The following is a 24,221-nucleotide window of genomic DNA, read 5'->3' as shown; positions in this document are numbered from 1 at the left end:
CTGTTTTGAAGCGGGGAAAAGGGGGGGCTGAGAAGCAATAGGCGCTAAACCGCCCTTATTTTACTAAGGGCGGCTTTGATTATTGCGCTGAGCGGATTTTTTTGAAAAATCCGGTTTCGCCTTTGGCGAGAGTTTAATCGGCAAAGCGAAGCTTAAGAGACATCCTTGTAGCTAACGCCCTTGGTGTCATAGCCGACGTCAGTTGTTTCACGGCGAACCAAAAGGCGGTTCAGCGCGCTAACATAGGCTTTGGCGGAGGCGACGACGGTGTCGGTATCTGCGGATTGGCCAGTGACGATCTTGCCATCCTCCTCCATGCGCACCGAAACCGTCGCTTGCGCGTCGGTGCCTTCGGTCACCGCATGCACCTGATAAAGCTGCAAACGCGCGTTGTGATCGAAAAGCTCTTTCACGGCATTGAAGGTCGCATCCACGGGACCATCACCAGTGGCGGTCGTAGAAACCACTTTACCATCAACGATCATTGTCAGCGCCGCCTCTTGCGGGCCTTCTGTGCCGCACACGACGCGCAGGGATTTTACCTTCAGGCGCTCTTTTTCCGGATCGACAGATGTGCGCATCAGAGCGACCAGATCGTCGTCGAAGATTTCTTTCTTGCGATCGGCCAGTTCCTTGAAGCGCACAAAGACGTCCTTCAACTGGTTGTCACCCAACTCGAAGCCCAGGTTTTCCAGTTTGGAGCGCAGCGCGGCGCGGCCAGAGTGTTTGCCCATAACGATATTCGTTTCTGTCAGGCCCACATCTTCGGGGCGCATGATCTCGAACGTCTCGGCGTTCTTCAACATGCCATCCTGATGGATGCCGCTTTCGTGTGCGAAGGCGTTTTTGCCAACAATAGCTTTGTTGAACTGCACGGCAAACCCGGACACCGCGGCAACGCGGCGCGAGATGTTCATGATTTTGCGGGTATCAATGCCTGTCGTATAGGGCATGATATCGCCGCGCACTTTCAGCGCCATGACCACTTCTTCGAGGGCGGTATTTCCCGCGCGCTCACCCAGACCGTTGATTGTGCATTCGATCTGTCGTGCGCCGCCCTCGACCGCAGCCAGAGAGTTCGCCGTCGCCATGCCCAGATCGTTGTGGCAGTGGGTGGCAAAGATGATTTCATCCGCGCCAGGGACTTTATTAATCAACATGCGGATCAAATCGGCGCTTTCGCGCGGGGCTGTATAGCCGACCGTATCAGGGATATTGATCGTGGTCGCGCCCGCTTTGATCGCAATTTCAACTGTACGGCAGAGGTAGTCCTCTTCCGTGCGCGTCGCGTCCATGGGCGACCATTGGATATTGTCGCACAGGTTGCGCGCGTGGGTTACCGTATCATGAATGCGCTCCGCCATTTCATCCATGGTGAGGTTCGGAATTGCACGGTGCAACGGTGATGTGCCGATAAAGGTGTGAATGCGCGGCTGCGGGGCGTGTTTCACCGCATCCCAGCAGCGATCAATGTCGCCGAAATTCGCGCGCGCAAGGCCACAAATCACGCTGTTCCGAGAGGCCTTCGCAATTTCGCTGACAGCGCGAAAATCCCCTTCGGATGCGATGGGAAAGCCTGCCTCGATCACATCAACGCCCATGTCATCCAAAAGGCCGGCGATCTCCAGCTTTTCTTCATGGGTCATGGTCGCGCCAGGGCTTTGTTCGCCGTCGCGCAGAGTGGTGTCAAAGATGATGACGCGGTCTTTTTCTGTATTGCTCATAGTATGTCTCATTTGCATGTGACCTGATCTGTCAGGTCTGAAGTCCGGATTTCAAGGTGAAGTGGCGCGATATTGCATCCTCTGAGCGCTCGCGCCGAACCGGCACGCTCAGAGGCAAATAAGTAGCGCTAGGCCAAGCAGAGACGCAGCGCGTGCGCGCTGTGCATCGATCTGGATATGGCCATACATGTTCATGAGTTCTGTTATAACGCGATTCCAATTAAGGAAAACCCCTATTTGGATTGACGGGGGCAATGTGCAGCTTAGATGGTGCAAATGACTTGGCAGAATGCATTGATAATTGGGGCCTCTGGCGGAATTGGGTCCGCGCTGGTGAGCGCGCTTGACGCTCGCGGGGCGGCGGTCATGGGGCTATCGCGAGGCGCTGATGGTCTTGATCTGACGGATGAAGCAGCTGTTGAGCGTGTCATCGGGGCTTTGGACACGCGTTTTGATTTGCTTGTCGTTGCGACAGGCGCGCTTGAGATTAACGCGGCAAAGCCCGAGAAATCGTTGAAGCAACTTACAGCGCAATCCATGCTGGATCAGTTCGCGCTGAATGCAATCGGGCCAGCGCTGGTTATGCGGCACGCGGCGCGTTTGTTGGTGCGTGATAGACCTGCGCATATAGCGGTGCTGTCCGCGCGCGTTGGCTCTATTGGGGATAATCGGCTTGGCGGGTGGTATTCCTATCGCGCGGCGAAGGCGGCGGTGAACCAAATCGTGCGCGGAGCGTCGATTGAACTGGCGCGCTCGCACAGGCATCTCGCCTGTGTGGCGCTGCATCCCGGAACTGTTCAAACGGCATTTACCGAGAAATATGTAGAACGCCACGCATCTGTGCCTGCGTCCAGGGCGGCTGAAAATTTGCTCGATGTGCTTGGGAAGATGAGCCCGGCGCACACCGGCGGGTTCTACGATTACTCGGGAGCAGAGGTTCCGTGGTGATTTTCACCACGTCCAGAGTTTGTCCTTAGTTGCCTGCCTCGGCTGGCTCAACCAATTGACCATTCGCCCAAATGCCTGACACGACTTTTCCATCGGCATATTGCATTTCGCCCTGACCTTCGCGTTTGCCGTCGACAAATGCGCCAACATAGGTGTCGCCCGTTGCATAGCGCGCCGTTCCTTGGCCTGTCATTGCTCCTAGCGCCCATGTGCCTTCATAAGTAAAACCGTCAGCCATTCGGAAAACGCCGCGGCCGTCGCGTTGCCCGTCTTTGAACTGGCCTTCATAGATTGAACCGTCTGTAAACGTCGCGCTGCCCAGACCAGAGATAACATTGTCTACCCAAGCCCCCTCATAGCGATATCCGTCGGGTCGCGTCAGGATGCCTTGTCCGTGATGGCGTGCGCCTTTGAACGCGCCTTCATAAATTGTTCCGTCCGCGTAAACGGCGCGGCCTGAGCCTTCGATCACATTCTCAACCCAGTGACCTTCATAGTTTGCGCCATTTGGATATGTGATCTTGCCCTTGCCTTGTGCGAGGCCATTTTTCACCTGCCCTTCATAGATCGACCCGTCAGGATAGCTCACGCGGCCCGTGCCTTCGATTAGCCCTTTGCTCCATTCGCCCTCATAGATGTAGCCATCAGTGGCTGTGAACGTACCGATCCCTTGGCGCAAATCATCGAGAAAATCACCTTCGTAAATGTCGCCATTTTGATAGGTGACTTTGCCTTTGCCTTCACGGCGTCCAGCAACCAATGCCCCTTCGTAGAGATCACCGTTTGGCTGGATGACTTTGCCCAATCCGCTGAGTTGTCCGCCGCGCCACGGGCCGTCCAGCACCATGCCGTCGCTCAGGGTAAATATGCCGACGCCTTCACGCTGGCCTGCCTGAACCTGCCCCTGATATTCAGACCCGTCCGGATAGGCGATTGTCGCTGCGCCTTCTTTGGCACCGTTTACCCAATCGCCGTTGTAGACGTAGCCATCTGCGCGGCGGAGCACGCCCTTTCCATGCTGTTTGCCGCCGCGAAACGATCCTTCATAGCGGCTGCCATCGGCGCTGATCGAAACGCCTGTGCCTTGGGGGACGCCGTTTTGCCAGCTTCCTTCATAGGTTGATCCATCGCTATAGATGATCTTGCCGATGCCTTCGGGCTTGCCCTTGGCGAATGCCCCTTCATAGACGGCACCATCAGGAAACTGCGCCCGTCCAAGCCCCAAAATCTCGCCCATGACCCATTCGCCTGAGTACGAATAGCCATTAGGTAAACTGTAGGCACCCGCACCATGCTGTAAGCCGTCCTTGAAAGTGCCCTCGTAAACGCCGCCATCGTCATATTGCTTGGTCTGAACGCCGCTGTTCTGGGCTGCAAGCGGGAGCAGTTGAACGGCCAATGCAAGGCTGGAGACTATGGCAAGTGTAGCGAAGCGCATGAAAGGCATCCAATGTTTGGGTCAATAACTTTGCGCAGAGCCTAAATCAGGCCCCCTGCAAGAACAATGGATTTTCGGCGCGTGTCTTTGCGTGGCTCTTTCCCTCGCGCCTAGCTGTGATACATCTGCAAAAACATGAACTGCCGGAGCGCATACTATGACGTCTGTCCCATCCTCTGATCGCTTTCGCATAACCCTTGGTCAGTTGAACCCGACAGTGGGCGATATCGCTGGCAACGCTGCAAAAGCACGAGCGGCTTGGCAGGCCGGGCGCGAAGCCGGTGCTGATCTTGTGGCGCTGCCGGAAATGTTCATTCTGGGGTACAACGCGCAGGACTTGGTGCTGAAGCCCGCTGTGCAAGCGGCATGTCTGTCCGCGATAGAAGCACTGGCGCATGAGTGTGCGGACGGTCCAGCTTTGGCAATCGGGGGGCCGTTTGTCGAAGGTGGCAAGCTCTACAATGCTTATTTCATCTGCCGCAAAGGCAAGATCAGCAGTAAATCTTTGAAGCATCACTTGCCCAACGAGGACGTTTTTGACGAAGTGCGCGTCTTTGACAGCGGACCTTTGGGCGGCCCTTACTCCGTTGGAAATACGCGTATCGGCAGCCCGATTTGTGAAGATGCCTGGCATGAAGATGTGGCTGAAACGCTGGAAGAGACGGGCGCAGAGTTTCTGCTTGTTCCGAATGGTTCCCCCTATTACCGCGGCAAATTCGATGTCCGTATGAACCAGATGGTTGCCCGCGTAATCGAAACGGGTTTGCCGTTGATTTACCTCAATATGGTTGGTGGCCAGGACGATCAGGTCTTTGATGGGGGTTCTTTCGCGCTTAACCCGGGCGGCAAGCTTGCGATGCAGTTGCCTGTGTTTGATGAAGAAATTGCACATGTTGATTTGACGCGGACCGAAGAGGGCTGGCGCATCGAAGATGGTGCAAAAGCGATCATCCCTGGCCAGTTCGAGCAAGATTACCGCGTTTGTGTGCAAGCGTTGCGCGATTATATGGGCAAGACGGGTTTCAAGAAAGTCTTGCTTGGTATGTCGGGCGGGATTGATAGTGCGCTGGTTGCGACCATCGCGGTGGATGCGCTGGGCGGTGAAAATGTGCGCTGCGTAATGTTGCCCTCCGAGTACACCTCTCAAGGGTCGCTGGATGATGCGAAAGATTGTGCAGAGCGGATCGGAGCAGAGTATAATTTCGTACCGATCAAAAGTGGGCGCGATGCGATCACAGATACGCTTGCACCTTTGTTCGAGGGCTATGAGGCGGATGTAACCGAAGAGAACATACAGTCCCGTTTGCGGGGGCTACTGCTTATGGCGATGAGCAACAAATTCGGCTCTATGTTGCTGACGACAGGCAATAAATCCGAGGTCGCCGTTGGTTATGCAACGATCTATGGCGACATGTCTGGCGGCTATAACCCGATCAAGGACATGTACAAAGTGCGCGTGTTCGAGGTGTGCCGCTGGCGCAATAAGAACCACTTTGACTGGATGATGGGCCCAAAGGGCGAAGTGATCCCGCCCTCAATCATCGACAAACCACCATCGGCAGAACTGCGCCCTGACCAAAAAGACAGCGATAGTCTGCCAGATTACCCGATCCTTGACGGAATCTTGGAAATGTTGGTCGATGACGATGCATCTGTCGCCGATTGTGTGGCGGCTGGATATGACCGTGCTGTTGTGAAAAAGATCGAGCATCTGCTTTATATTTCTGAATACAAGCGCTTCCAATCCGCGCCCGGTACGCGCCTGTCGCGCCGCGCGTTCTGGCTTGACCGGCGTTATCCGATTGTAAACCGCTGGCGGGATAACGGGTAGCCTGACGATTGAAAAGCGTTGGGTTAACGCGCGCCCGATATGGTCTAGGTTGAGCTTAAAAGCTCGTAACCCGGTGTCGTATAGGCTTTGACCAAAGTGATTGGCTCCTCAGCAAACCACGTTGTTCGCTCAATAACCAAAAGCGCGCTACCTTCGGGGATATTCAAGGTCTCGGACAACGCCTCATCCGAGGAAATTGCATAGAACCTAAGCGTGCAGCGCGTGTAGGGTTTGTTTCTAACCAACCACTCGTTTGCACTTTCACGGTTCAGATCGACATCGATGATATCGGGAACGGTTTTGGTGCTAATCCAGCGATCCTCGTAGATATGCGGCTTGTGATCGGACAGATGTAGCGCCCTAACGCGCAGCATTGTGCTTGGTTCCGGTTGCTCGAACTTGCCCGCAATTTCGATCGGAACTTCAGCAAATCGCTGATCTATCAGTTGATAGCCATAGACGCTCCCGCGCTTTTCGACTTCGCGCCTTGTAATGGGGATATCCAATGTGGCGCGGGTGACCGGGTCGGCACGCACGTTGGTGCCGCCCTTGCGCTTGCGCTCGACAATGCCTGCGTCAGACAAATCGCGCATTGCGCGCTGCACAGTAGAGCGTGCACATCCCAGCTGAGCGGCAATGTCCGCATCGCGCGGTAGCTTGTCGCCGGGCGCATAAGTGCGGTTAAGTATGCTGGCACGGATCTGGTCGCGTACTTCTTTCCAGGACTGTCGTGTGCCTTGGGTCAAATATCTTGCTCCAACTCTGCCATTGTGGCGATGAAAGTCTTTGTTATCTGCTCGCGGGCGATGTGGCGACCCTGTTTAACCATATGACGCCCCGCGCTCCAGACATCGCTGATGCAGTGTTGCCCGTTTCCGCCAAAGATGAGCGTATCCAGCGCCATATCTCCTGTGCGGTTCGCACCCCATTCGTTGTCCAGATCGAGGCCGAGAATATCTGCGGTCTTGCCCACAGCCAAAACGCCGCTGTCGCGCCCGCCTGCCTGTGCGCCGCCAACGACTGCAGCATCAAACAACACACGACCAGTCGAGCGATCCGGGGTTGCCAGTGCCGCGCGGCTTTTGTCGCGAAGGCGTTGCGAATATTCGAGTGTTTTCAATTCGTCAAAGAGCGAAATATGCACGTTTGAATCCGAGCCAAAGCCGACTTTGCCATTCAGGCCCAAATAGTGCGTGCCATTGAAAATCCCGTCGCCAAGATTGGACTCGGTGATCGGGCAAAGGCCTGCAACTGCGCCAGTGTGCGCCAGCGCTTGGGTTTCCTGTTCGGTCATTTGGGTGCAATGGATCAGGCACCAGTTCGGATCGACGTTGTAATTCGCCAAAAGCCATTCAGTCGGACGTGCGTTGACGTGGGCCAGCACTTCGTCCACTTCAGCGACCTGTTCGGCCAGATGCATATGGATCGGGCCTGACCCACCCAAGTCGACGGAGCGGTCCAAGCCGAATTTATCCACTGCACGAAGCGAGTGTGGGGCGACGCCGATGCGGAAATCTTGCGCGCCAGCGGCGATGGCTTGGCGCGCGCCTTCGTGCAAGCGGGTGAATTGCTCAGGGTCATTTCCAAATCGGCGCTGCCCGCCTGCCAAGGGGCGCTTGTCCAAACCGCCAAACTGATAGAGCACGGGGAGCAGGGTCAGACCAATCCCCGCCTGGCTTGCGGCTGCAATGATACGTTCGGAAAGCTCTGCAAGATTGGCATAGGGCACGCCACCTGCGTCGTGGTGAAGATAGTGGAACTCTGCGACGCCCGCATAACCAGCCTCTAGCATCTCAAGGAATACCTGTGCTGCGATGGCCTCGATCTGATCTGGTGTCAGTTGATCGAGGAACTTGTACATCAACCGCCGCCACGTCCAGAAGCTATCGCGCGGGTCAGGGCCACGTGCTTCGGTCAGCCCCGACATCGCGCGCTGAAAGGCGTGGCTGTGCAGGTTAAGCGGTGCTGGCAACGCCAGTCCAACGGTGGGCTTGGCACCAGCAGGGGCAGCTTGCAGATGCACGATTCGTCCACCTTGCACGCCAATTTCGACGTCCTGTTCCCAACCGTTTGGCGTAAGCGCTTGTTTGGCGATGATTTTTTGCACGACAAGAATTCCTTGACTTAATTATGTAGCTACATATTAATTAAAAGTACGCTCTTAATCAAGGTGCATCAATGACCAATACGATCCTGCTCACTGATCTAACGGCAGCCTCGATGGCTGATGAACTGGCTGGTTACGGTCTTGTAACCGATGCAGGCATCGCGATTGAGAAGGGGAAAATTGCATGGATCGGCCCTATGGCAGAGTGTCCGGGTGAATATGCCTCGTTCGACAAGTATCCTTGCGGCGGGCGGCTGGTTACACCGGCTTTGATCGACTGCCACACCCATATTGTTCATGGCGGCAATCGCGCGCAAGAATTCGAGATGCGCCTTGAAGGGGCCAGTTACGAAGAGATCGCACGGGCGGGTGGCGGCATCGTCTCGACGGTGAAAGCGACACGCGACACGGGTGACGCTGACTTGCTGGCGAGTGCCTTGCGCCGCGTTGACGCTCTGATCGCCGAGGGCGTTGCAACTGTTGAAATCAAGTCCGGCTACGGCCTGGATCAAGAGACGGAACTAAAAATGCTGCGCGTTGCGCGCGCTGTTGCGAAAGAGCGCCCTATCCATGTCTCGACCAGCTTTCTGGGTGCGCATGCTGTGCCTGCTGGCAGTGATGCGGACGTCTATATTGACGAAATTTGCATTCCCACGCTCATAGCGGCGCACGCTGAAGGCCTTGTGGATGTGGTGGATGGATTTTGCGAAGGTATTGCATTTGATGCCGCGCAAATGCGCCGGGTTTTCGTGGCGGCCAAAGCGTTGGGATTGCCAGTAAAGCTACACGCCGAGCAGCTAAGTAACATTGGCGGCACCGCGCTAGCCGCAGAATTCGGGGCGCTTTCTGCCGATCATGTGGAATATGCAACAGACGCGGATGCGGCCAAGCTGGCCAAATCGGGAAGCGTCGCGGTGATCTTGCCCGGCGCATTCTATGCCATTCGCGAAGAACAAGCCCCGCCTGTTAATGCGTTTCGCAAGCATGGTGTGCCCATGGCGGTTGCGACGGACTGGAACCCCGGCTCTTCGCCTCTGGGATCGCTATTGTTGGCAATGAACATGGCCTGCACTCTGTTCCGCCTTACACCCGCCGAGGCGCTGAGCGGTGCCACCAAAAACGCAGCGCGCGCGCTGGGTCTGGCGGATCGCGGTGTGCTGGCCGCGGGCATGCGCGCCGATCTGGCGATCTGGGATGTGCAAAGCCCTGCGGAACTTTCTTACGGCATTGGCATCAATCCACTGCACAAACGCATTTTCGGGGGTGAGCTATGAGCATTGAATTATTTCCTGGATCAACTGACCTCGAAACGCTTGCGCGAATTTGGCGTGGTACTGAACCTGTTGCGCTCGTTCGAAGTGCGCATGCTGCAATCCAAAGTTCTGCCGAATTGGTTGCAACTGCAGCGCAAGGCAAGGAAGCGATCTACGGGATCAACACCGGCTTTGGCAAACTGGCCTCGGTGAAGATTCCGCCGGAAGATACGGCGCAGTTGCAACGTAATCTGGTGCTGTCCCATTGCTGTGGCGTGGGTGAACCATTGGAGCGCGCCACAACGCGGTTGATGATGGTCCTCAAACTACTGTCCCTCGGGCGCGGTGCCTCTGGCGTGCGTGTCGAGGTATGCACCCTATTAGAGCAGATGATTGCAGCGGATGTCATGCCGCTTGTTCCCGTGCAGGGATCAGTTGGCGCATCTGGCGATCTTGCTCCGTTGGCCCATATGGCTGCTGTTATGATGGGCGCAGGTGAAGCTGCCATCCATGGGCAGGTTATGAGCGGCGCAGCGGCACTCGAAAAGGCTGGACTTACGCCGATCGAGTTGAAGGCCAAAGAAGGACTGGCGCTGCTCAATGGCACGCAATTTTCGACCGCTTGTGCGTTGGCCGGGTTTTTCGATAGCTGGCGTTTGATTGAGGCTTGCCTCGTTACGGCGTCCCTATCCACCGATGCGATCATGGGCTCGACCGCGCCTTTGCGTTCGGAAATTCACACACTACGCGGACATCAAGGTCAGATCGACGTTGCGGCGGCTATGTCCGCTCTTCTTGACGGGAGCGAAATTCGCGAAAGCCACCGCGACGGTGACACACGAGTGCAGGACCCATACTGCATTCGTTGCCAACCACAGGTCACGGGGGCTGCGCTCGATCTGCTTCGATTTGCGGCGCGCACGCTAGAGATCGAGGCCAATGCGGTCACAGACAACCCGCTGGTATTGAGCGAGAGCGGCGATATCGTGTCGGGCGGCAATTTCCATGCCGAGCCGGTAGCCTTTGCAGCCGACCAGATTGCCATGGCTGTTTCCGAGATAGGTTCTATCGCGCAGCGACGTGTTGCTTTGATGGTTGATCCGACCCTTTCATTCGATTTGCCAGCATTCCTGTCACCCAAGCCCGGGATCAATTCCGGCTTTATGATTGCAGAGGTGACGACGGCAGCGCTGATGTCCGAGAACAAGCATCTCGCACATCCGTGCAGCATCGATTCCACACCGACCTCGGCCAATCAGGAAGACCACGTCAGCATGGCCGCGCATGGTGCGCGCAGGCTCAAGCGGATGAACGAAAATCTGGCCGTTATCTTGGGAATTGAGGCAATGTGTGCCGTCCAAGGCGTAGAAGAACGCGGGCCGCTCAAAACCTCAGATGCACTTCAACAAGCAGTGCAGGCCTTCCGTAGCCAAGTTACGCGGCTTGAAGATGATCGCTACATGGCAGGTGACATCAAGGCGGCTGCCGAGCTGATATCATCCGGGATTTTCACACGGGCGAGCGGGGCGATGTTGGCGTTATGATCGACCTTGAAATCACTCGGGGCAATAGCCCGCTCGTGTTAGGTTTGCCCCATACTGGAACCCATATCCCAGAGGGTATTCTTGAGGGCTTGAACGAAACAGGCCGCGCGATTTCGGACACGGACTGGCATATACATACGCTTTATGAAGGGCTGGTTGAGGGCGTAAGCAGTGTACGCACGCCGATCCATCGCTATGTGATTGATACCAATCGCGATCCTTCAGGCGAAAGTCTTTATCCTGGGCAAAACACCACGGGGCTTTGCCCGTTGACGGACTTTGACGGGCTGTCGCTTTATCGCGACGGACAAGAGCCGGATGCAGCAGAGATCGAGCGCCGCCGCATTGCGTATCACGCGCCTTATCATGCGGCTTTGCAAGCAGAGCTGGACCGCGTTCGCGCAATCCACGGATTTGCAATCCTGTATGACTGCCATTCCATCCGCAGCAACATTCCGTTTCTGTTTGACGGAACGCTGCCTGATTTCAACATCGGCACTAATCTGGGCACCACTTGCGCGCCTGAAATTGAAAGCGCTGTCGTCGGTATTTGCCAAGATGCCAAAGCTTACAGCACTATTCTGAACGGTCGCTTTAAAGGCGGCTGGACAACGCGCCACTATGGCCAGCCCGCAAATGGCCAGCACGCTATTCAGATGGAAATCGCCCAAGCAAATTACATGGGCGAGGAACCTCCTTGGATCTACGTTGATGAGTGCGCCAATCGCTTGCGCGGACATCTCAAAATTATTCTTGAAACACTAACAGCTTGGAGGCCCGCATGAGCGATCCACGTAAAAATACACGCGATATCTATCCCCCCACTGGACCCGAATTGAACGCGAAAAGCTGGATGACCGAAGCACCATTGCGGATGCTGATGAACAACCTGCATCCTGATGTGGCTGAAAACCCGCATGAATTGGTGGTTTATGGTGGCATCGGACGCGCGGCACGCACTTGGGAAGATTTTGACACGATCGTTGCCAGCCTCAAAGATCTTGAAGAGGACGAAACGCTCGTCGTGCAATCGGGCAAGCCGATTGCCATCGTCAAAACACACACAGACGCCCCGCGCGTTTTGATCGCCAACTCTAACCTCGTGCCTCATTGGGCTACTTGGGATCACTTCAACGAGCTCGATAAAAAGGGTCTGGCGATGTACGGCCAGATGACCGCCGGTTCGTGGATCTACATCGGCTCACAAGGCATCGTTCAGGGCACTTACGAGACCTTTGTTGAAGCGGGACGTCAGCATTTCGATGGTGATTTGACTGGCAAATGGATTCTTACAGGCGGGCTTGGCGGCATGGGCGGCGCACAGCCTCTCGCGGCGGTCATGGCTGGTGCTTGCTGCCTTGCGGTTGAGTGTAACCCTGACAGCATCGATTTCCGCCTGCGCACCCGCTACGTCGATGAAAAAACCGACAACCTTGATGAAGCCTTGGCGATGATCGAAAAATGGACTGCCGCTGGCGAAGCTAAATCCGTTGCCTTGCTTGGCAATGCGGCTGATGTCTTCCCCGAGCTCTACAAGCGCGGTATTCGCCCCGATATCGTCACCGACCAGACCAGCGCGCATGACCCAATCAATGGCTATCTGCCCCAAGGCTGGACGATGGCGCAGTGGAAGGAAAAGCGCGAAAGCGATCCTAAGGCCGTTGAAAAAGCTGCGCGGGCGTCGATGAAGACACAGGTTGCAGCGATGGTTGATTTCCACAACGCTGGCGTACCGACCGTCGATTACGGCAACAACATCCGCCAGATGGCTTTGGAAGAAGGGCTTGAAGATGCCTTTGCCTTCCCGGGTTTTGTCCCTGCCTATATCCGGCCTCTGTTTTGCCGCGGCATCGGCCCGTTCCGCTGGGCTGCTCTTAGCGGTGATCCCGAAGATATCTACAAGACCGACCAGAAGATGAAGGAACTCTTCCCCGAGAATAAACACTTGCACAACTGGCTTGATATGGCGCGTGAGCGGATTGCGTTCCAAGGCTTGCCTGCGCGTATCGCCTGGATCGGCCTGGGGGATCGCCACCGTGCGGGCCTTGCATTCAACGAAATGGTTGCCAACGGCGAGCTGAAAGCCCCCGTTGTCATCGGCCGCGACCATCTGGACTCAGGCTCGGTCGCCTCGCCTAACCGCGAAACAGAGGCGATGATGGATGGCTCTGACGCTGTGTCTGACTGGCCGCTTTTGAATGCGCTGGTGAACACCGCTTCTGGTGCCACATGGGTCAGCCTGCATCACGGCGGCGGCGTTGGCATGGGCTTCTCGCAGCATTCCGGTGTTGTGATCTGTGCCGATGGTTCGCCCGAAGCCGCAAAGCGGATCGAGCGTGTGCTTTGGAATGATCCGGCCTCAGGCGTATGGCGTCATGCAGATGCCGGTTATCCGGAAGCCATCGAGTGCGCAAAGGTTAACGGACTTCGCCTGCCACGTATCCTGGGGAATTAAGGCCCATGCATTACGATCCCACTACAGAAGACTGCCCGCTGCCCTTTTCGCCTTTTAAGGCCTGTACTGTGCCGCGCCCGATTGGCTGGCTCTCGACCGTCAGTAAGGACGGCGTTCACAACCTGGCACCTTATAGTCAGTGGCAAAACCTGACCTTTGATCCGCCCATGGTGATGTTTGCAGCAAACCAGTATCCCGACGGGCGGCGCAAAGACACGGTGCTGAACGCAGAAGAAACCGGTTGGTTTGTCTGGAACATGGCAACCTATGATCTGCGCGAAGCGGTGAATATCTCTGCGATGGCGCTTGCGCGTGATGAGGACGAGTTCGAGCGTGCTGGCGTCACCAAAGCAGCCTGCATGGATGCACCGGGTGCGCGGGTCGCGGAAAGTCCCTGTCACTTTGAGTGTAAGTATCTGTCTACGCATCGTCTGCCGGGCAATAGCCCGGTTGGCACCATAGATGTGGTCTACGGGCAGGTCATGCGCATTCATGTGGCTGACGAGGTAATTTTGCCTTCGGGCAAGATCGACATCCCCAAAATCCAACCCATCGCTCGCATGGGTTACTACGATTACGCTCGCATCAGCGAGACGTTCGAAATGCGCATTCCAAGCGCATCAGGGGTCGCGGAAGACGGCCTCGAAGGAAAACCAACCTCAACCAATACCAACTAGGAGAATACCAATGGATAGACGTAAATTTCTCGCTGCTGCAGGTGTCGGCACCGTCGCTTCAACACTTGCAGCGCCAGCGATTGCGCAAGACAAGCGCCAGTGGAAAATGGTCACAGCATGGCCAAAGAACCTGCCTGGCCCGGGCGTTGCTGCCCAAACTCTTGCAGATCGCATCACAACCTTGTCTGGTGGCCGCATTGAAGTGCGTCTTTTTCCAGCAGGTGAACTTGTCCCGGGTCGCGGCGTGTTTGACGCGGTCAGCGAGGGTACGGCCGAGCTTTATCACGCCGTTCCTGCCTATTGGGGCAGCAAGTCCAAAGGTATCCTTCTATTCGGTTCCCAGCCTTTCGGTCTGCGCGCAGACGAACAGTTCGGTTGGCTTTACCACGGTGGTGGTCAGGCGCTTTATGACGAAATGTATGGACGTTTTGGCATCAAGCCATTCCTTTGCGGTAACTCTGGCCCACAGTGGGGCGGGTGGTTCCGCAACGACATCAACTCTGCCGAAGATCTTAAGGGGCTGAAGTTCCGCACAACCGGTCTAGCTTCTGAAATGGCGGCGAAACTGGGAATGGCCGCTGAAGCCATGTCCGGCCCTGCAATGTTCCAGGCGCTGCAAACCGGCGCTCTTGATGCGGGCGAGTTTATCGGCCCTTGGACCGATAGCGCACTTGGCTACCATCAGGTTGCTAAGAACTACTACTGGCCCGGTGTTGGCGAACCTTCTTCTGCAGAGGAATGCGGCGTCAACAACGGCGCTTACAACGAGCTTCCAGATGATCTGAAACAGGTTGTCAGCCTTGCCTGCGAAAGCCTCTACAACCCGGTCTGGACCGAATACACAACCAAGCACGCGGCGGCGTTGAAGAAATTGGTTGCCGATGAAGGCGTTCAGGTGAAAATGTTCCCGGAGGACGTCATCACAGCGATGGGTAAAGCTGCTGGTGAAGTCATCGACGAGCTGCGTCAGGACGACGACGAGCTGGTCAAGCGCATCACAGAGAGCTTCATCTCCTACCGCGATTCCGTCGGTGCCTACATGGTCTATGCGGATAACGGCCAAATGAACGCACGTGCGGCGGTCATGGGTTACTAAGACGCTTGCCCGCGCGGAGTTTTTCGCGCGGGCATTTCACCGCTTTGGGAGGCGCAGATGGAAAAACTAGCGAATACAATTGACGCTTTTAACACGGGTGTTGCGCATGTTGCGCGATGGCTGGCGCTATTTATGGTGCTGGTGCAATTCACCATCGTGGTTGGGCGATATGCGTTTGGTGTGAACTCCATCGCGGCCCAGGAAAGCGTGCTATATATGCATGCCACTTTGTTCATGCTGGGTGCTGGTTATACGCTACTGGTCGATAAGCATGTGCGCGTGGATGTGTTTTACGCCAAGGCCAGCCCGCAAAATCAAAGACGCATCGACATTTTCGGCCATCTGTTCTTGCTGCTGCCGTCCATGACCGCGCTGCTTTACTGGTCATGGCCCTCTGTGCGCAATTCCTGGAAAATTCTCGAAGGCCCCCTTTCAGTTGGCGGCATTGAAGCGGTCTTTCTGATGAAGACGCTGATCCCCGCTTTTTGCGTTCTTGTGATGCTTCAATCCGTGTCCTTGTTGATCCGGCTCTTTATGCAAAGGCCCTCATCATGATGGAATATCTTGACCTTATAATGTTCGCCGCGCTTATGGGCGCGATCCTTTTGGGCTTTCCCGTTTCTTTCTCTATTGCGGGTGTTGCCATCATTTTTGCCTATATCGGCTGGTACACAGGGCATATGGATGTCACCCTTCTTGGTGCCATGGGCCAACGGGTGTTTGGCCTTTTGTCCAACAACGTTCTGATTGCGATCCCGCTGTTCGTTCTTATGGGTGCAGTGCTTGAAAAAAGTCGCATCGCAGAAGAATTGCTCGACACGATGGGCCGCTTATTCGGTCAGCTTCGCGGCGGCTTGGGCATTTCGGTTGTCTTGGTTGGTGCGCTGCTTGCAGCTTCGACGGGCATTGTGGGCGCGACTGTGGTTGCCATGGGTATGATCGCGCTGCCAACGATGCTGCGCTCTGGTTATGATCCGCGCGTTGCCTCTGGTATCGTGTGCACGGCAGGGACGCTCGGGCAAATCATCCCGCCTTCGACTTTGTTGATTATCCTTGCGGATGTGATGTCGAATGCATTTCAGCAGGCGCAATACGAGCAAGGCAAGTTCACTGTTGAGGCGCTGTCTGTTGGCCAATTCTTCGCGGCCGCGGTCATTCCAGGATTGATGCTGGTCAGCCTTTACTTGATCTATATCCTTTTGCGCGGCTGGTGGCGTCCGCAGGACATGCCGCCTGCACCCGCTGATCTGGCTAAACCCGATCGCGCTGAAGTGATCCGCGCTGTTGTTCCACCTGTTCTGCTGATCTTCGCAGTGCTTGGCGCTATCCTTGGCGGTATTGCTACCCCGACCGAAGCCGCGTCTGTGGGTGCTGTCGGCGCGCTGCTGATGACGGGTCATCGTTTGGGCGTTAACCCAAAACTGATCTTGCTGGGTACTTTCGCCTTTATTGCGCTGGGTATTCTGGCGGGCATCTTTCCGGTCAGGTTTCAACGCAATGATCTGAGCACGGGCACTTTCGCGCTGGGCATAGGTTATGCAGCCCTGGCAGTAAGCGGCGCGATTGCGGTTCTTCTGGCCTTGCGCAGCGCGTTCAAAGAGAAAGTCGTGCACGAGGCGATTGGATCAACCTTGACGATGACCTCAATGATCTTTGCGACCATTCTGGCAGCAGGGATGTTCAGCCTGGTCTTTATCGGTCTGGGCGGAGAAGAGCGCGTCGCGGCCATCCTCGGCAACATGCCGGGCGGTGCAACCGGGGCGTTGGTGTTCTGTATGATCTTTATTTTCTTTCTGGGGTTCTTTTTGGACTTCGTTGAAATCTCGGTCATCGTTCTACCCCTTGTTACACCAACGCTTATTCTGTTGGGACATGACCCGATCTGGCTGGGCGTGCTGATCGCGATCAACCTGCAAACCAGTTTCCTAACACCGCCTTTTGGGTTCTCGTTGTTCTACTTGCGAGGGGCCGCGCCGAAAGAGGTCACGACAGGACATATCTATGCGGGCGTCGTACCTTTTATCGGGATTCAGGCTGTCGGGGTGATCTTGATCTGGTTTCTGCCATCGATTGCAACTTGGCTGCCATCGGTTCTGTTTTAAGCACGAATAAGGATCGGGGCCCTCGCATTGCGCAGGGCCCCGTTTGTTGGCTTTTTCAACCTTTTGCCAAAACCGCATCGATGTCGGCGGCGCTATGTCGGTTGGGAAGTTGTTCGTTCTCTGCACCCCATGACGCATTGACGATCTTGCCACGTTTCACGGCCTCGCGCGCGCCAATCTGCGCCGTCCAGCGTTGCAGGTGCTTGTAGCTTTTCACATCAAGGAATGTGCCCGCATCATAGGCACCGCCCATGGCCAGACGGCCATACCAAGGCCAAGTTGCCATATCTGCGATGGAATACTCACTTCCTGCTAGATATTCGTTCTCGGCCAAGTGGCGATCCAGAACGTCCATCTGGCGCTTCACTTCCATTGCAAAGCGGTTGATCGGGTACTCCATTTTGTAAGGCGCATAGGCGTAAAAGTGGCCAAATCCGCCCCCCAAATAGGGCGCGCTACCCATTTGCCAGAACAACCAGTTAAAGCATTCGACGCGCGCTTGGCCCTCGGGAATGAAAGCCCCGAATTTTTCGGCCAGATACATCAGGATCGAAGCACTTTCAAAGACGCGAACAGGCGTATCGCCAGAGAAATCCATCAGCGCAGGAATTTTCGAATTAGGATTCACATCGACAAATCCCGATGAAAACTGTTCGCCCTCGCCAATGTTGATGATCCACGCATCGTACTCAGCGCCTGTGTGGCCTGCGGCTAGAAGCTCTTCCAGCATCACCGTGACTTTCACGCCGTTGGGCGTCGCCAAGGAGTGAAGCTGCAAGTCATGTTCGCCGCGCGGCAGATCTTTGTCGTGGGTTGGCCCGGCGATCGGTCGGTTGATCGAGGCGAATTTGCCACCGCTTTCCTGATCCCATGTCCAAACTTCAGGGGGAGTATATTCAGTCGTATCGCTCATTGAATCAGCTTTCTTTTGGAGTGAATAAGGTTTTGTAGTCCTCGCGAAGAGCGTTCTTTTGGACTTTGCCCATGGTGTTGCGGGGCAGTGCGTCGATGACGATTATTCTGCGGGGGTGCTTGAATCGGGCAAGCTCTACGTTGCAAGCGGCCATGATCTGGGCCATGTCAGGTCCGTCGCCGTCGGACACCACGACTGCAACAGGGCTTTCCCCGAAATCTGGATGCGGGACGCCAATCACGGCGCTTTCTTTCACGCCGGGTTGCGCGTCAATCACCAGTTCCAGTTCCTTAGGATAGATGTTGTAGCCGCCGGAAATAATCAAATCCTTGCCGCGTCCGACAATCTGAACGTAGCCGTCTTCATCGAGCAAACCCAAGTCACCAGTTATAAAGAAACCATCCTCGCGCAACTCTTCACGGGTTTTTTCAGGCATCTGCCAATAGCCTTTGAACACATTGCGTCCGCGCACTTCGAGCACACCAATTTCGCCCTGCGCCAATTCTGCGCCGGTGACGGGATCGCATACTTTCAGCTCGACGCCGGGCAATGGAAAGCCGACCGTGCCGGCCTTGCGTGTCCCAATTAGCGGGTTGGAAGTGTTCATATTGGTTTCGGTCATCCCGTAGCGTTCAAGGATGCGTTGACCTGTGAGCGCCTCGAATTGTTCGTGGGTTTCTGCGAGCATCGGCGCAGAGCCTGAGATGAACAAACGCATATGCGCCGCCGCCTCGCGGGTGAATCCATCATGATCCAGCAAACGCGTGTAGAAAGTCGGCACGCCCATCATCGACGTGGCGCGCGGCATGTGTGCCAGGATCGTGTCAGGGTCGAACGCGGGCATGAAAACCATCGCCCCGCCCGCAAGCAACATCACATTGCTGGCAACGAAAAGACCATGCGTGTGGAAAATTGGCAGCGCATGAAGCAACACATCGCTTTCAGTGAAGCCCCAGTAATCCTTCAGAACTTCGCTATTGGACAAAAGGTTGTCCTGCGTCAGCATGGCCCCCTTGGAGCGACCCGTTGTACCTGATGTATAAAGGAAGGCAGCCAGATCATCCGCACTTCGCGCGACGGTTTGGGTTGTTTCCGGTTGCTTTGCGGCAGCCTGCATCAGCGTGCCGCTACCATCTGCGGCAAGGGTCATAAGTCGGGCGTTTGTTCGTGCTGTGATCTTGGCAATATCAGCCTCTTTAGCTGGATCACACACGACGAGTTTCGCCTCGGAATTTTCGATGAAATACGCTAGTTCATGCGCTGTGTAGGCGGTGTTAAGGGGCAGGAAGATAACGCCCTTTTGCACGCAGGCAGCATAGACCGCGAGTGCCTCGGGCGACTTCGCAGCCTGCAGGGCCAATCTGTCGCCAGCGTTCAAACCGATCGCGTCTAACACCCCGCCAATTTGTGCCGCCATGCGCAAAAAAGCATCGTGGCTCAGGGTCGAGCCATCGAGCAGATGCAAAAAAGCTGTATCCTTACCCAAATGCGGAGCAAAGAGTGCGTCAAATAGTGGGTTGGTCATGATGCCTCGCTGACGGTCTCGCGTATCAGATCGCCGTCAAACTGCCCTTTGATGCCGATACACACAATCCCTAAAGGCGCATTCGCGGGTGCTTCGGTGATCTCTGAGCGCTTGCCAACGATGTGTAGGGCTTTGCGTTGGCCATGGGGGAGAGGGTCGAAAAAACCCTTCGCACGGGTGACATGCATGCCCTCAGAAGTAAGGGCCTTCACCAACGCCTCGCCATCCAACGCTTCGGTGCAGGGCAGGGCGATGCTGTCAAAAAGGCCGTCGGCATGCCCTGCTGGTCCACCGGTTTGAGGCGTTGCGCCAAGGCCGAGGATCATTTCGATAGGGGCTTTGCCATGTTCCGCCGGCAGAGATCGCGCATGCGGCGCAATCAGGCTCAACCACTCTTGCAGGGGCGCGACATCATCAATCAGATCAGTCTTGTTCATCACCACCAGATCAGCATCGGCCAACTGGCGCGTGATCGTGTCACCGATATATTCATCCGAGGCAGCGGTGCGAACGGTTTCTGCATCTACCAGAACAACAGTTCCGTCGGGAACAAGACCATCCAGCAGGCTGACGGAGGCAGAGATCGCGGATGGAATTGCGACGCCAGAGCATTCGATCACAACTTGATCGGGGCGCGTTGCAAGCTTGGTCATATCCATCAACGCTGCGCTTAGATCAGATCCGAAAGAGCAACAAATGCATCCGCCAGCGATTGAGATGAGATCATCGCCTTGCGCCTCGATCAGGTCTTCATCAATCGCAAGAGCGCCGAATTCGTTCACAAGGATCGCCAGCTTGCGACCGTTCGCGGTGCGCAGCAAATGGTTCACGAGCGTGGTTTTACCCGCGCCCAGATATCCGCCGATGATCGTGACCGGGATCGGTTCAGGCATCGGCGGCAGCAAACACACGCCCGCCTTGGACGGTTCCCCAGACGTCAACGTCTTTCAGATCTTCGGGCTTCGATTCACGCGGATCGCTTTCCAGCACGGCAAAATCAGCGCGTTTGCCGACCTCGATCGAGCCGATTTCCCCATCCATATGTAGCGTATAAGCTGCGCCCATCGTGATCGCCCAGAGCGCCTCATCTACTGTGATCTTCTCGTGCTCGCCCTGAACGCGTCCTGAACGCGTCAGGCGGTTCACGGCGCACCATGCGGTGAACAAAGGCCCAAGTGGCGTGATCGGCGCATCCGAATGCACTGCAATCGGAACGCCGCAATCCAGCGCGGTGCGCGCCGCGTTCATACGAAGCGCGCGGTCGGGACCAACAGTCAGGTTGTAATGTTCATCGCCCCAATAGAACTGGTGGTTCGCAAACAGGTTAACGCACATATCCAGCTTGGCCATTTTTTCAAACTGTGCGCGGTCCGCCAACTGGCAATGTTGTAGCACAAAGCGGTGATCGTTCGAGGGGTGTTTCTTCAGCGCCAGTTCAAGCTTTTCAATGGCAAGCTGGGTGGCCTGATCGCCATTCGTATGCGTATGGATTTGCAAGCCTTCTTCTAAGGCGAGTTCGTAAATCTCTTGCATCTGTTCGGGCGAAACGTACCAAAGTCCGTTCGGTGCGCCATTGTGATAACCAGGCCAGCGCAAACGCGCGGAAAAGCCTTGGATCGACCCATCTGCAACCAATTTGATCCGTCCGAGGCTGAGCCGATCGGTCGATAACTTTTTCAAACGCGCGACTTCGGGGATAAGCTCGGACGGCGACAGCCCGAGGAAGAAGCGCAGCGGCACGACACATGCGGGAAAACTCGCCTCGCCCGTAACGCGCAGCAGCATCTCGACAGAATCGGGTTCAAGACGTGCGGCCAGATCGGTCACGGTCGTAACGCCGGTGCGCACACAAAGCCGCGCGAAGTCACGCAAGCCGCGCTCGTCAGCGTCGGTCATCGAGCGGTTCATGCCTACGTGCACACCGACAGGTGTCATCGCATCGGGGCCCCTGAGTTCGCCAGTAGGTTTGCCATCGCTGCCAAGCGTGATGCCGGGGTGGTTGATACCGCTCTTCATCAGGCCCGCCAGTTCCAAAGCCTTTGTATTCACATAAAGGATATGACCAGAGGCATTCATCACGCCGACAGGTCGCGTCGTGCTAACGCTATCCAGCTGGGCGCGGGTGACGGGTTTGTTTTCCAAATAGATCGGATCAAGCTGCCAGCCCGTCAAAGGTGCGTCAGGGTCTTCCAGCTTTGCCTCGGCTGCCTTCAAGGCTTCGAGCACCTCTTCAATGCTCTGGCTACCTTTCCAGACCTTGCCGTCGGGGTCCATGCGATCAAAGTATCCGCAGTACACATACCGCCAAAGCGTGCCTTCCATCGTATGTGCGTGGCCTTCAACAAGACCCGGAAACAGCACCTTGTCTGCAAAGCGTTCATCAAGTTCAAAGTCACCCCATTTCGCGACTTCTTCCAAGGAACCTACCGCCAAAATGCGCCCTTCGCGAATCGCCACATGGCTGGCGTCGGGCTTTTGAGGGTTCATCGTCACAATTTTTTTGGCAGAAAATACGGTGGTTTTCATAGGAATCCCTTTGCAGCACATGGGTCAGTTTCTTCACCGTAAGCGGGTTTTGTTCGTGTGCAAACAAATTTTGCACATATTCCTTTTGCCGTTACGTTCTTGGTCAAGACAGGGAAAACAGTTGCATAAACGTAAAGGAGGCGTTTAGTCTGACCTTACAAAAACAAGAAAAATAACAATCCAACCAACACGGGAGTTATCATGAAGCATTTTGTCAAAGGGCTGACCGCAAGCGTTGCGCTTGCCGCAGTCATGGCGACGAGCGTCGTCGCTGAAGAAATCAAGAAAGGTGGCACGCTGGTTACTGTGATCGGCACCAATGTGCGTAACCTGAACTCGGCTGTGCAGTCGGGCATCGCGACGGGTTTCCCCGGTTCGCAGCTTTTTGCATCGCCTTTGCGGTATGACGAAAACTGGGATCCGCAGCCCTATCTGGCCGAAAGCTGGGACGTTTCTGAAGACGGGCTGACTGTTACGCTGAACCTTGTCAAGAATGCCAAGTTTCATGATGGCACTCCACTGACTTCGGAAGATGTCGCTTTCTCGGTTGATGTCATCAAGGCGAACCACCCGTTCAAATCCATGTTTGCACCTGTGGAAAGCGTGGACACGCCGGATGCGCATACTGCGGTTCTGAATCTCAGCCAGCCGCACCCTGCGCTGATGCTGGCGATGTCAGGTCAGTTGATGTCGATCATCCCGAAACACATCTATGGCGATGTGCCTGTTGAGGAAGTCAAAACGCACCCGCGCAACAACGAGAACCCTGTTGGGTCGGGTCCGTTCAAGTTGCTTGAATACAAGAGCGGCGAGCATGTGATCCTTGAGCGCTTTGATGATTTCTTTATGGAAGGACGTCCGTACCTAGACAAGGTTGTCATGCGCATCATTGCTGATCCTGCTGCGCGCGCGATTGCCTATGAGAACGGCGAAATTATGTTGGGCGCTTTCGAGCAAGCTCCGCGTATCATCAACCGTTTGAAGAAGGTCGATAGCCTGACGGTCACACCGAAAGGCTACGGTGCAATCGGTCCGCTCGATTGGCTCGCGATGAACACGCAAAGCGGCCCGCTAAAGGATGTGCGCGTGCGTCAGGCGATTGCCCATGCCGTGGACAAGAACTTTGTTCACAAGGCAATTATGCAAGGCACGGCGGCGGACAGCCGTACAGGTATTCACCCTGATAGCCCGCTCTACAACGGCGATGTGCCAGATTACCCGCTTGATCTGGACAAGGCGAACGCGCTTCTGGACGAAGCCGGCTTTCCTTTGAAAGACGGCACACGCTTTGCGCTAACGATTGATTTCGGCTGGCCAGATGTGAAGCCGCAGGTAGAATATGTCAAAGCCTCGCTGAAGAAAGTCGGCATTGATGTGACTGTCCGTGCCTCTGCTGACTTCCCCACATGGGCCAAGCGCATGGGTGAGATGGACTTCGACATGAGCTGGGACACCGTGTTTAACTGGGGTGATCCAGTGATCGGTGTTCACCGTACCTATGTCAGCTCAAACATCGGCAAAGGCGTGTGGTCCAACACGCAAGGCTATTCCAATGCACGTGTAGACGAGCTTTTGGATATGGCGGCCAAAGAAAGTGATCCGGCGAAACGTAAGGCGCTCTATGACGAGTTCCAGATGATTATCGCGACGGAATTGCCTGTGTATCACGTGAACACGCTGCCGTATCACACGGTCTTCAACAACAAGGTGAAGAACGCGCCGATGGGCATTTGGGGCACGTCTACGCCAATCGATATGGTCTGGATCGACGAGTAAGTTGATCTAACCGAGGGCGCAGTCTGTGCTGCGCCCTCACATTTTCAATTAAAGTTTCAAACCCTTGAGGGGCGATTATGCAGATCTTGCAAAACTTTGGCATTCGCGCAGGCTATGCAGTGATTTTGCTGCTGGCTGTCTTGGTGCTTAACTTCTCGATGATGCATATGGCCCCGGGTGATGTGGCTGATACGATTAGCCAAAGCATGGGCGGTGCCGACCAAGAAGTGCTAGATCGCATTCGCGCCGACTACGGGCTCGATCAACCTTTTTATGTGCAGCTTGCTCGCTATATCGGCAATGTGC

The 24,221-nt window shown here is 55.6% G+C and carries 19 protein-coding genes and 1 pseudogene; 12 read left to right on the top strand and 8 right to left on the bottom strand.

Annotated elements, in window-relative coordinates; genetic code table 11:
* Nucleotides 1–152 precede the first annotated feature (152 nt).
* Nucleotides 153–1,724, bottom strand: coding sequence for a 2-isopropylmalate synthase (locus tag WBC85_RS03720; protein WP_424433329.1), 1,572 nt, complete (start codon nucleotides 1,722–1,724; stop codon nucleotides 153–155).
* 276 nt (nucleotides 1,725–2,000) lie between these two features.
* Here WBC85_RS03720 and WBC85_RS03715 point away from each other — a divergent pair, with 276 nt between their 5' ends.
* Nucleotides 2,001–2,672, top strand: a complete 672-nt coding sequence (locus WBC85_RS03715) for an SDR family NAD(P)-dependent oxidoreductase (protein WP_424433328.1) — start codon at nucleotides 2,001–2,003, stop codon at nucleotides 2,670–2,672.
* A 25-nt stretch (nucleotides 2,673–2,697) separates the two neighbouring features.
* Here the strand turns inward: WBC85_RS03715 and WBC85_RS03710 are convergent, their stop codons facing one another.
* Nucleotides 2,698–4,110 (bottom strand): MORN repeat-containing protein, encoded by a 1,413-nt coding sequence (locus WBC85_RS03710; protein ID WP_424433327.1) that lies wholly within the window; start codon nucleotides 4,108–4,110, stop codon nucleotides 2,698–2,700.
* 157 nt (nucleotides 4,111–4,267) lie between these two features.
* Between WBC85_RS03710 and WBC85_RS03705 the strand changes: the two genes are divergently transcribed.
* Entirely contained in the window at nucleotides 4,268–5,941 is a 1,674-nt protein-coding gene (locus WBC85_RS03705; RefSeq protein ID WP_424433326.1) for an NAD+ synthase, read from the top strand.
* A 44-nt stretch (nucleotides 5,942–5,985) separates the two neighbouring features.
* On the opposite strand, the gene WBC85_RS03700 is transcribed toward WBC85_RS03705, so the two are convergent.
* A complete protein-coding gene (locus WBC85_RS03700; RefSeq protein ID WP_424433325.1) occupies nucleotides 5,986–6,687 on the bottom strand; it encodes a GntR family transcriptional regulator in 702 nt (233 codons plus the stop codon).
* A complete protein-coding gene (locus WBC85_RS03695) occupies nucleotides 6,684–8,048 on the bottom strand; it encodes a formimidoylglutamate deiminase (RefSeq protein ID WP_424433324.1) in 1,365 nt (454 codons plus the stop codon). Before WBC85_RS03695 ends, WBC85_RS03700 begins: the two co-directional genes overlap by 4 nt.
* A gap of 83 nt (nucleotides 8,049–8,131) precedes the next feature.
* On the opposite strand from WBC85_RS03695, the gene hutI reads away from it, so the two are divergent.
* Genes hutI through WBC85_RS03655 form a run of 8 tightly spaced genes read left to right on the top strand, consistent with a single transcriptional unit; the run spans nucleotide 8,132 to nucleotide 17,175 of the window.
* Nucleotides 8,132–9,322, top strand: a complete 1,191-nt coding sequence (hutI, locus tag WBC85_RS03690) for an imidazolonepropionase (protein ID WP_424433348.1) — start codon at nucleotides 8,132–8,134, stop codon at nucleotides 9,320–9,322.
* Nucleotides 9,319–10,845 carry a histidine ammonia-lyase gene (gene hutH / locus WBC85_RS03685; protein WP_424433323.1) on the top strand — a complete coding sequence of 509 codons (1,527 nt, stop codon included), beginning with the start codon at nucleotides 9,319–9,321 and terminating at the stop codon, nucleotides 10,843–10,845. Before hutI ends, hutH begins: the two co-directional genes overlap by 4 nt.
* The gene (gene hutG, locus WBC85_RS03680; RefSeq protein ID WP_424433322.1) at nucleotides 10,842–11,630 is read left to right on the top strand and encodes an N-formylglutamate deformylase; all 789 of its coding nucleotides are present in this window, start codon (nucleotides 10,842–10,844) and stop codon (nucleotides 11,628–11,630) included. Before hutH ends, hutG begins: the two co-directional genes overlap by 4 nt.
* Entirely contained in the window at nucleotides 11,627–13,300 is a 1,674-nt protein-coding gene (gene hutU, locus WBC85_RS03675; RefSeq protein WP_424433321.1) for a urocanate hydratase, read from the top strand. Before hutG ends, hutU begins: the two co-directional genes overlap by 4 nt.
* A gap of 5 nt (nucleotides 13,301–13,305) precedes the next feature.
* Nucleotides 13,306–13,977, top strand: coding sequence for a flavin reductase family protein (locus WBC85_RS03670; RefSeq protein ID WP_424433320.1), 672 nt, complete (start codon nucleotides 13,306–13,308; stop codon nucleotides 13,975–13,977).
* 10 nt (nucleotides 13,978–13,987) lie between these two features.
* On the top strand, nucleotides 13,988–15,073 hold the full coding sequence (locus WBC85_RS03665) for a TRAP transporter substrate-binding protein (RefSeq protein WP_424433319.1): 1,086 nt from the start codon (nucleotides 13,988–13,990) through the stop codon (nucleotides 15,071–15,073).
* Between the two features lie 57 nt (nucleotides 15,074–15,130).
* Nucleotides 15,131–15,628, top strand: a complete 498-nt coding sequence (locus WBC85_RS03660) for a TRAP transporter small permease subunit (protein WP_424433318.1) — start codon at nucleotides 15,131–15,133, stop codon at nucleotides 15,626–15,628.
* A complete protein-coding gene (locus tag WBC85_RS03655) occupies nucleotides 15,625–17,175 on the top strand; it encodes a TRAP transporter large permease (protein WP_424433317.1) in 1,551 nt (516 codons plus the stop codon). The genes WBC85_RS03660 and WBC85_RS03655 overlap by 4 nt, the downstream gene beginning before the upstream one ends.
* A 55-nt stretch (nucleotides 17,176–17,230) precedes the next feature.
* Here the strand turns inward: WBC85_RS03655 and yghU are convergent, their stop codons facing one another.
* From yghU to WBC85_RS03635, 4 genes are read right to left on the bottom strand one after another with little or no spacing between them, the layout of a single operon-like run.
* The gene (yghU, locus tag WBC85_RS03650; protein WP_424433316.1) at nucleotides 17,231–18,088 is read right to left on the bottom strand and encodes a glutathione-dependent disulfide-bond oxidoreductase; all 858 of its coding nucleotides are present in this window, start codon (nucleotides 18,086–18,088) and stop codon (nucleotides 17,231–17,233) included.
* A 4-nt stretch (nucleotides 18,089–18,092) separates the two neighbouring features.
* Nucleotides 18,093–19,613, bottom strand: coding sequence for a malonate--CoA ligase (locus WBC85_RS03645; RefSeq protein WP_424433315.1), 1,521 nt, complete (start codon nucleotides 19,611–19,613; stop codon nucleotides 18,093–18,095).
* Nucleotides 19,610–20,506, bottom strand: coding sequence for a CobW family GTP-binding protein (locus WBC85_RS03640; protein ID WP_424433314.1), 897 nt, complete (start codon nucleotides 20,504–20,506; stop codon nucleotides 19,610–19,612). The genes WBC85_RS03645 and WBC85_RS03640 overlap by 4 nt, the downstream gene beginning before the upstream one ends.
* A complete protein-coding gene (locus tag WBC85_RS03635) occupies nucleotides 20,499–22,139 on the bottom strand; it encodes an amidohydrolase (protein ID WP_424433313.1) in 1,641 nt (546 codons plus the stop codon). The genes WBC85_RS03640 and WBC85_RS03635 overlap by 8 nt, the downstream gene beginning before the upstream one ends.
* A gap of 201 nt (nucleotides 22,140–22,340) precedes the next feature.
* On the opposite strand from WBC85_RS03635, the gene WBC85_RS03630 reads away from it, so the two are divergent.
* On the top strand, nucleotides 22,341–23,915 hold the full coding sequence (locus WBC85_RS03630; RefSeq protein ID WP_424433312.1) for an ABC transporter substrate-binding protein: 1,575 nt from the start codon (nucleotides 22,341–22,343) through the stop codon (nucleotides 23,913–23,915).
* A gap of 77 nt (nucleotides 23,916–23,992) precedes the next feature.
* A pseudogene (locus WBC85_RS03625) lies at nucleotides 23,993–24,221 on the top strand (ABC transporter permease); the annotation flags it as partial.

It is taken from the genome of Planktotalea sp. (assembly GCF_049680325.1).
In the GTDB taxonomy this organism is placed as follows: domain Bacteria; phylum Pseudomonadota; class Alphaproteobacteria; order Rhodobacterales; family Rhodobacteraceae; genus Planktotalea.
The sequence above is the reverse complement of the archived record's forward strand: the minus strand, read 5'-3'. Positions and strand labels throughout refer to the sequence as shown.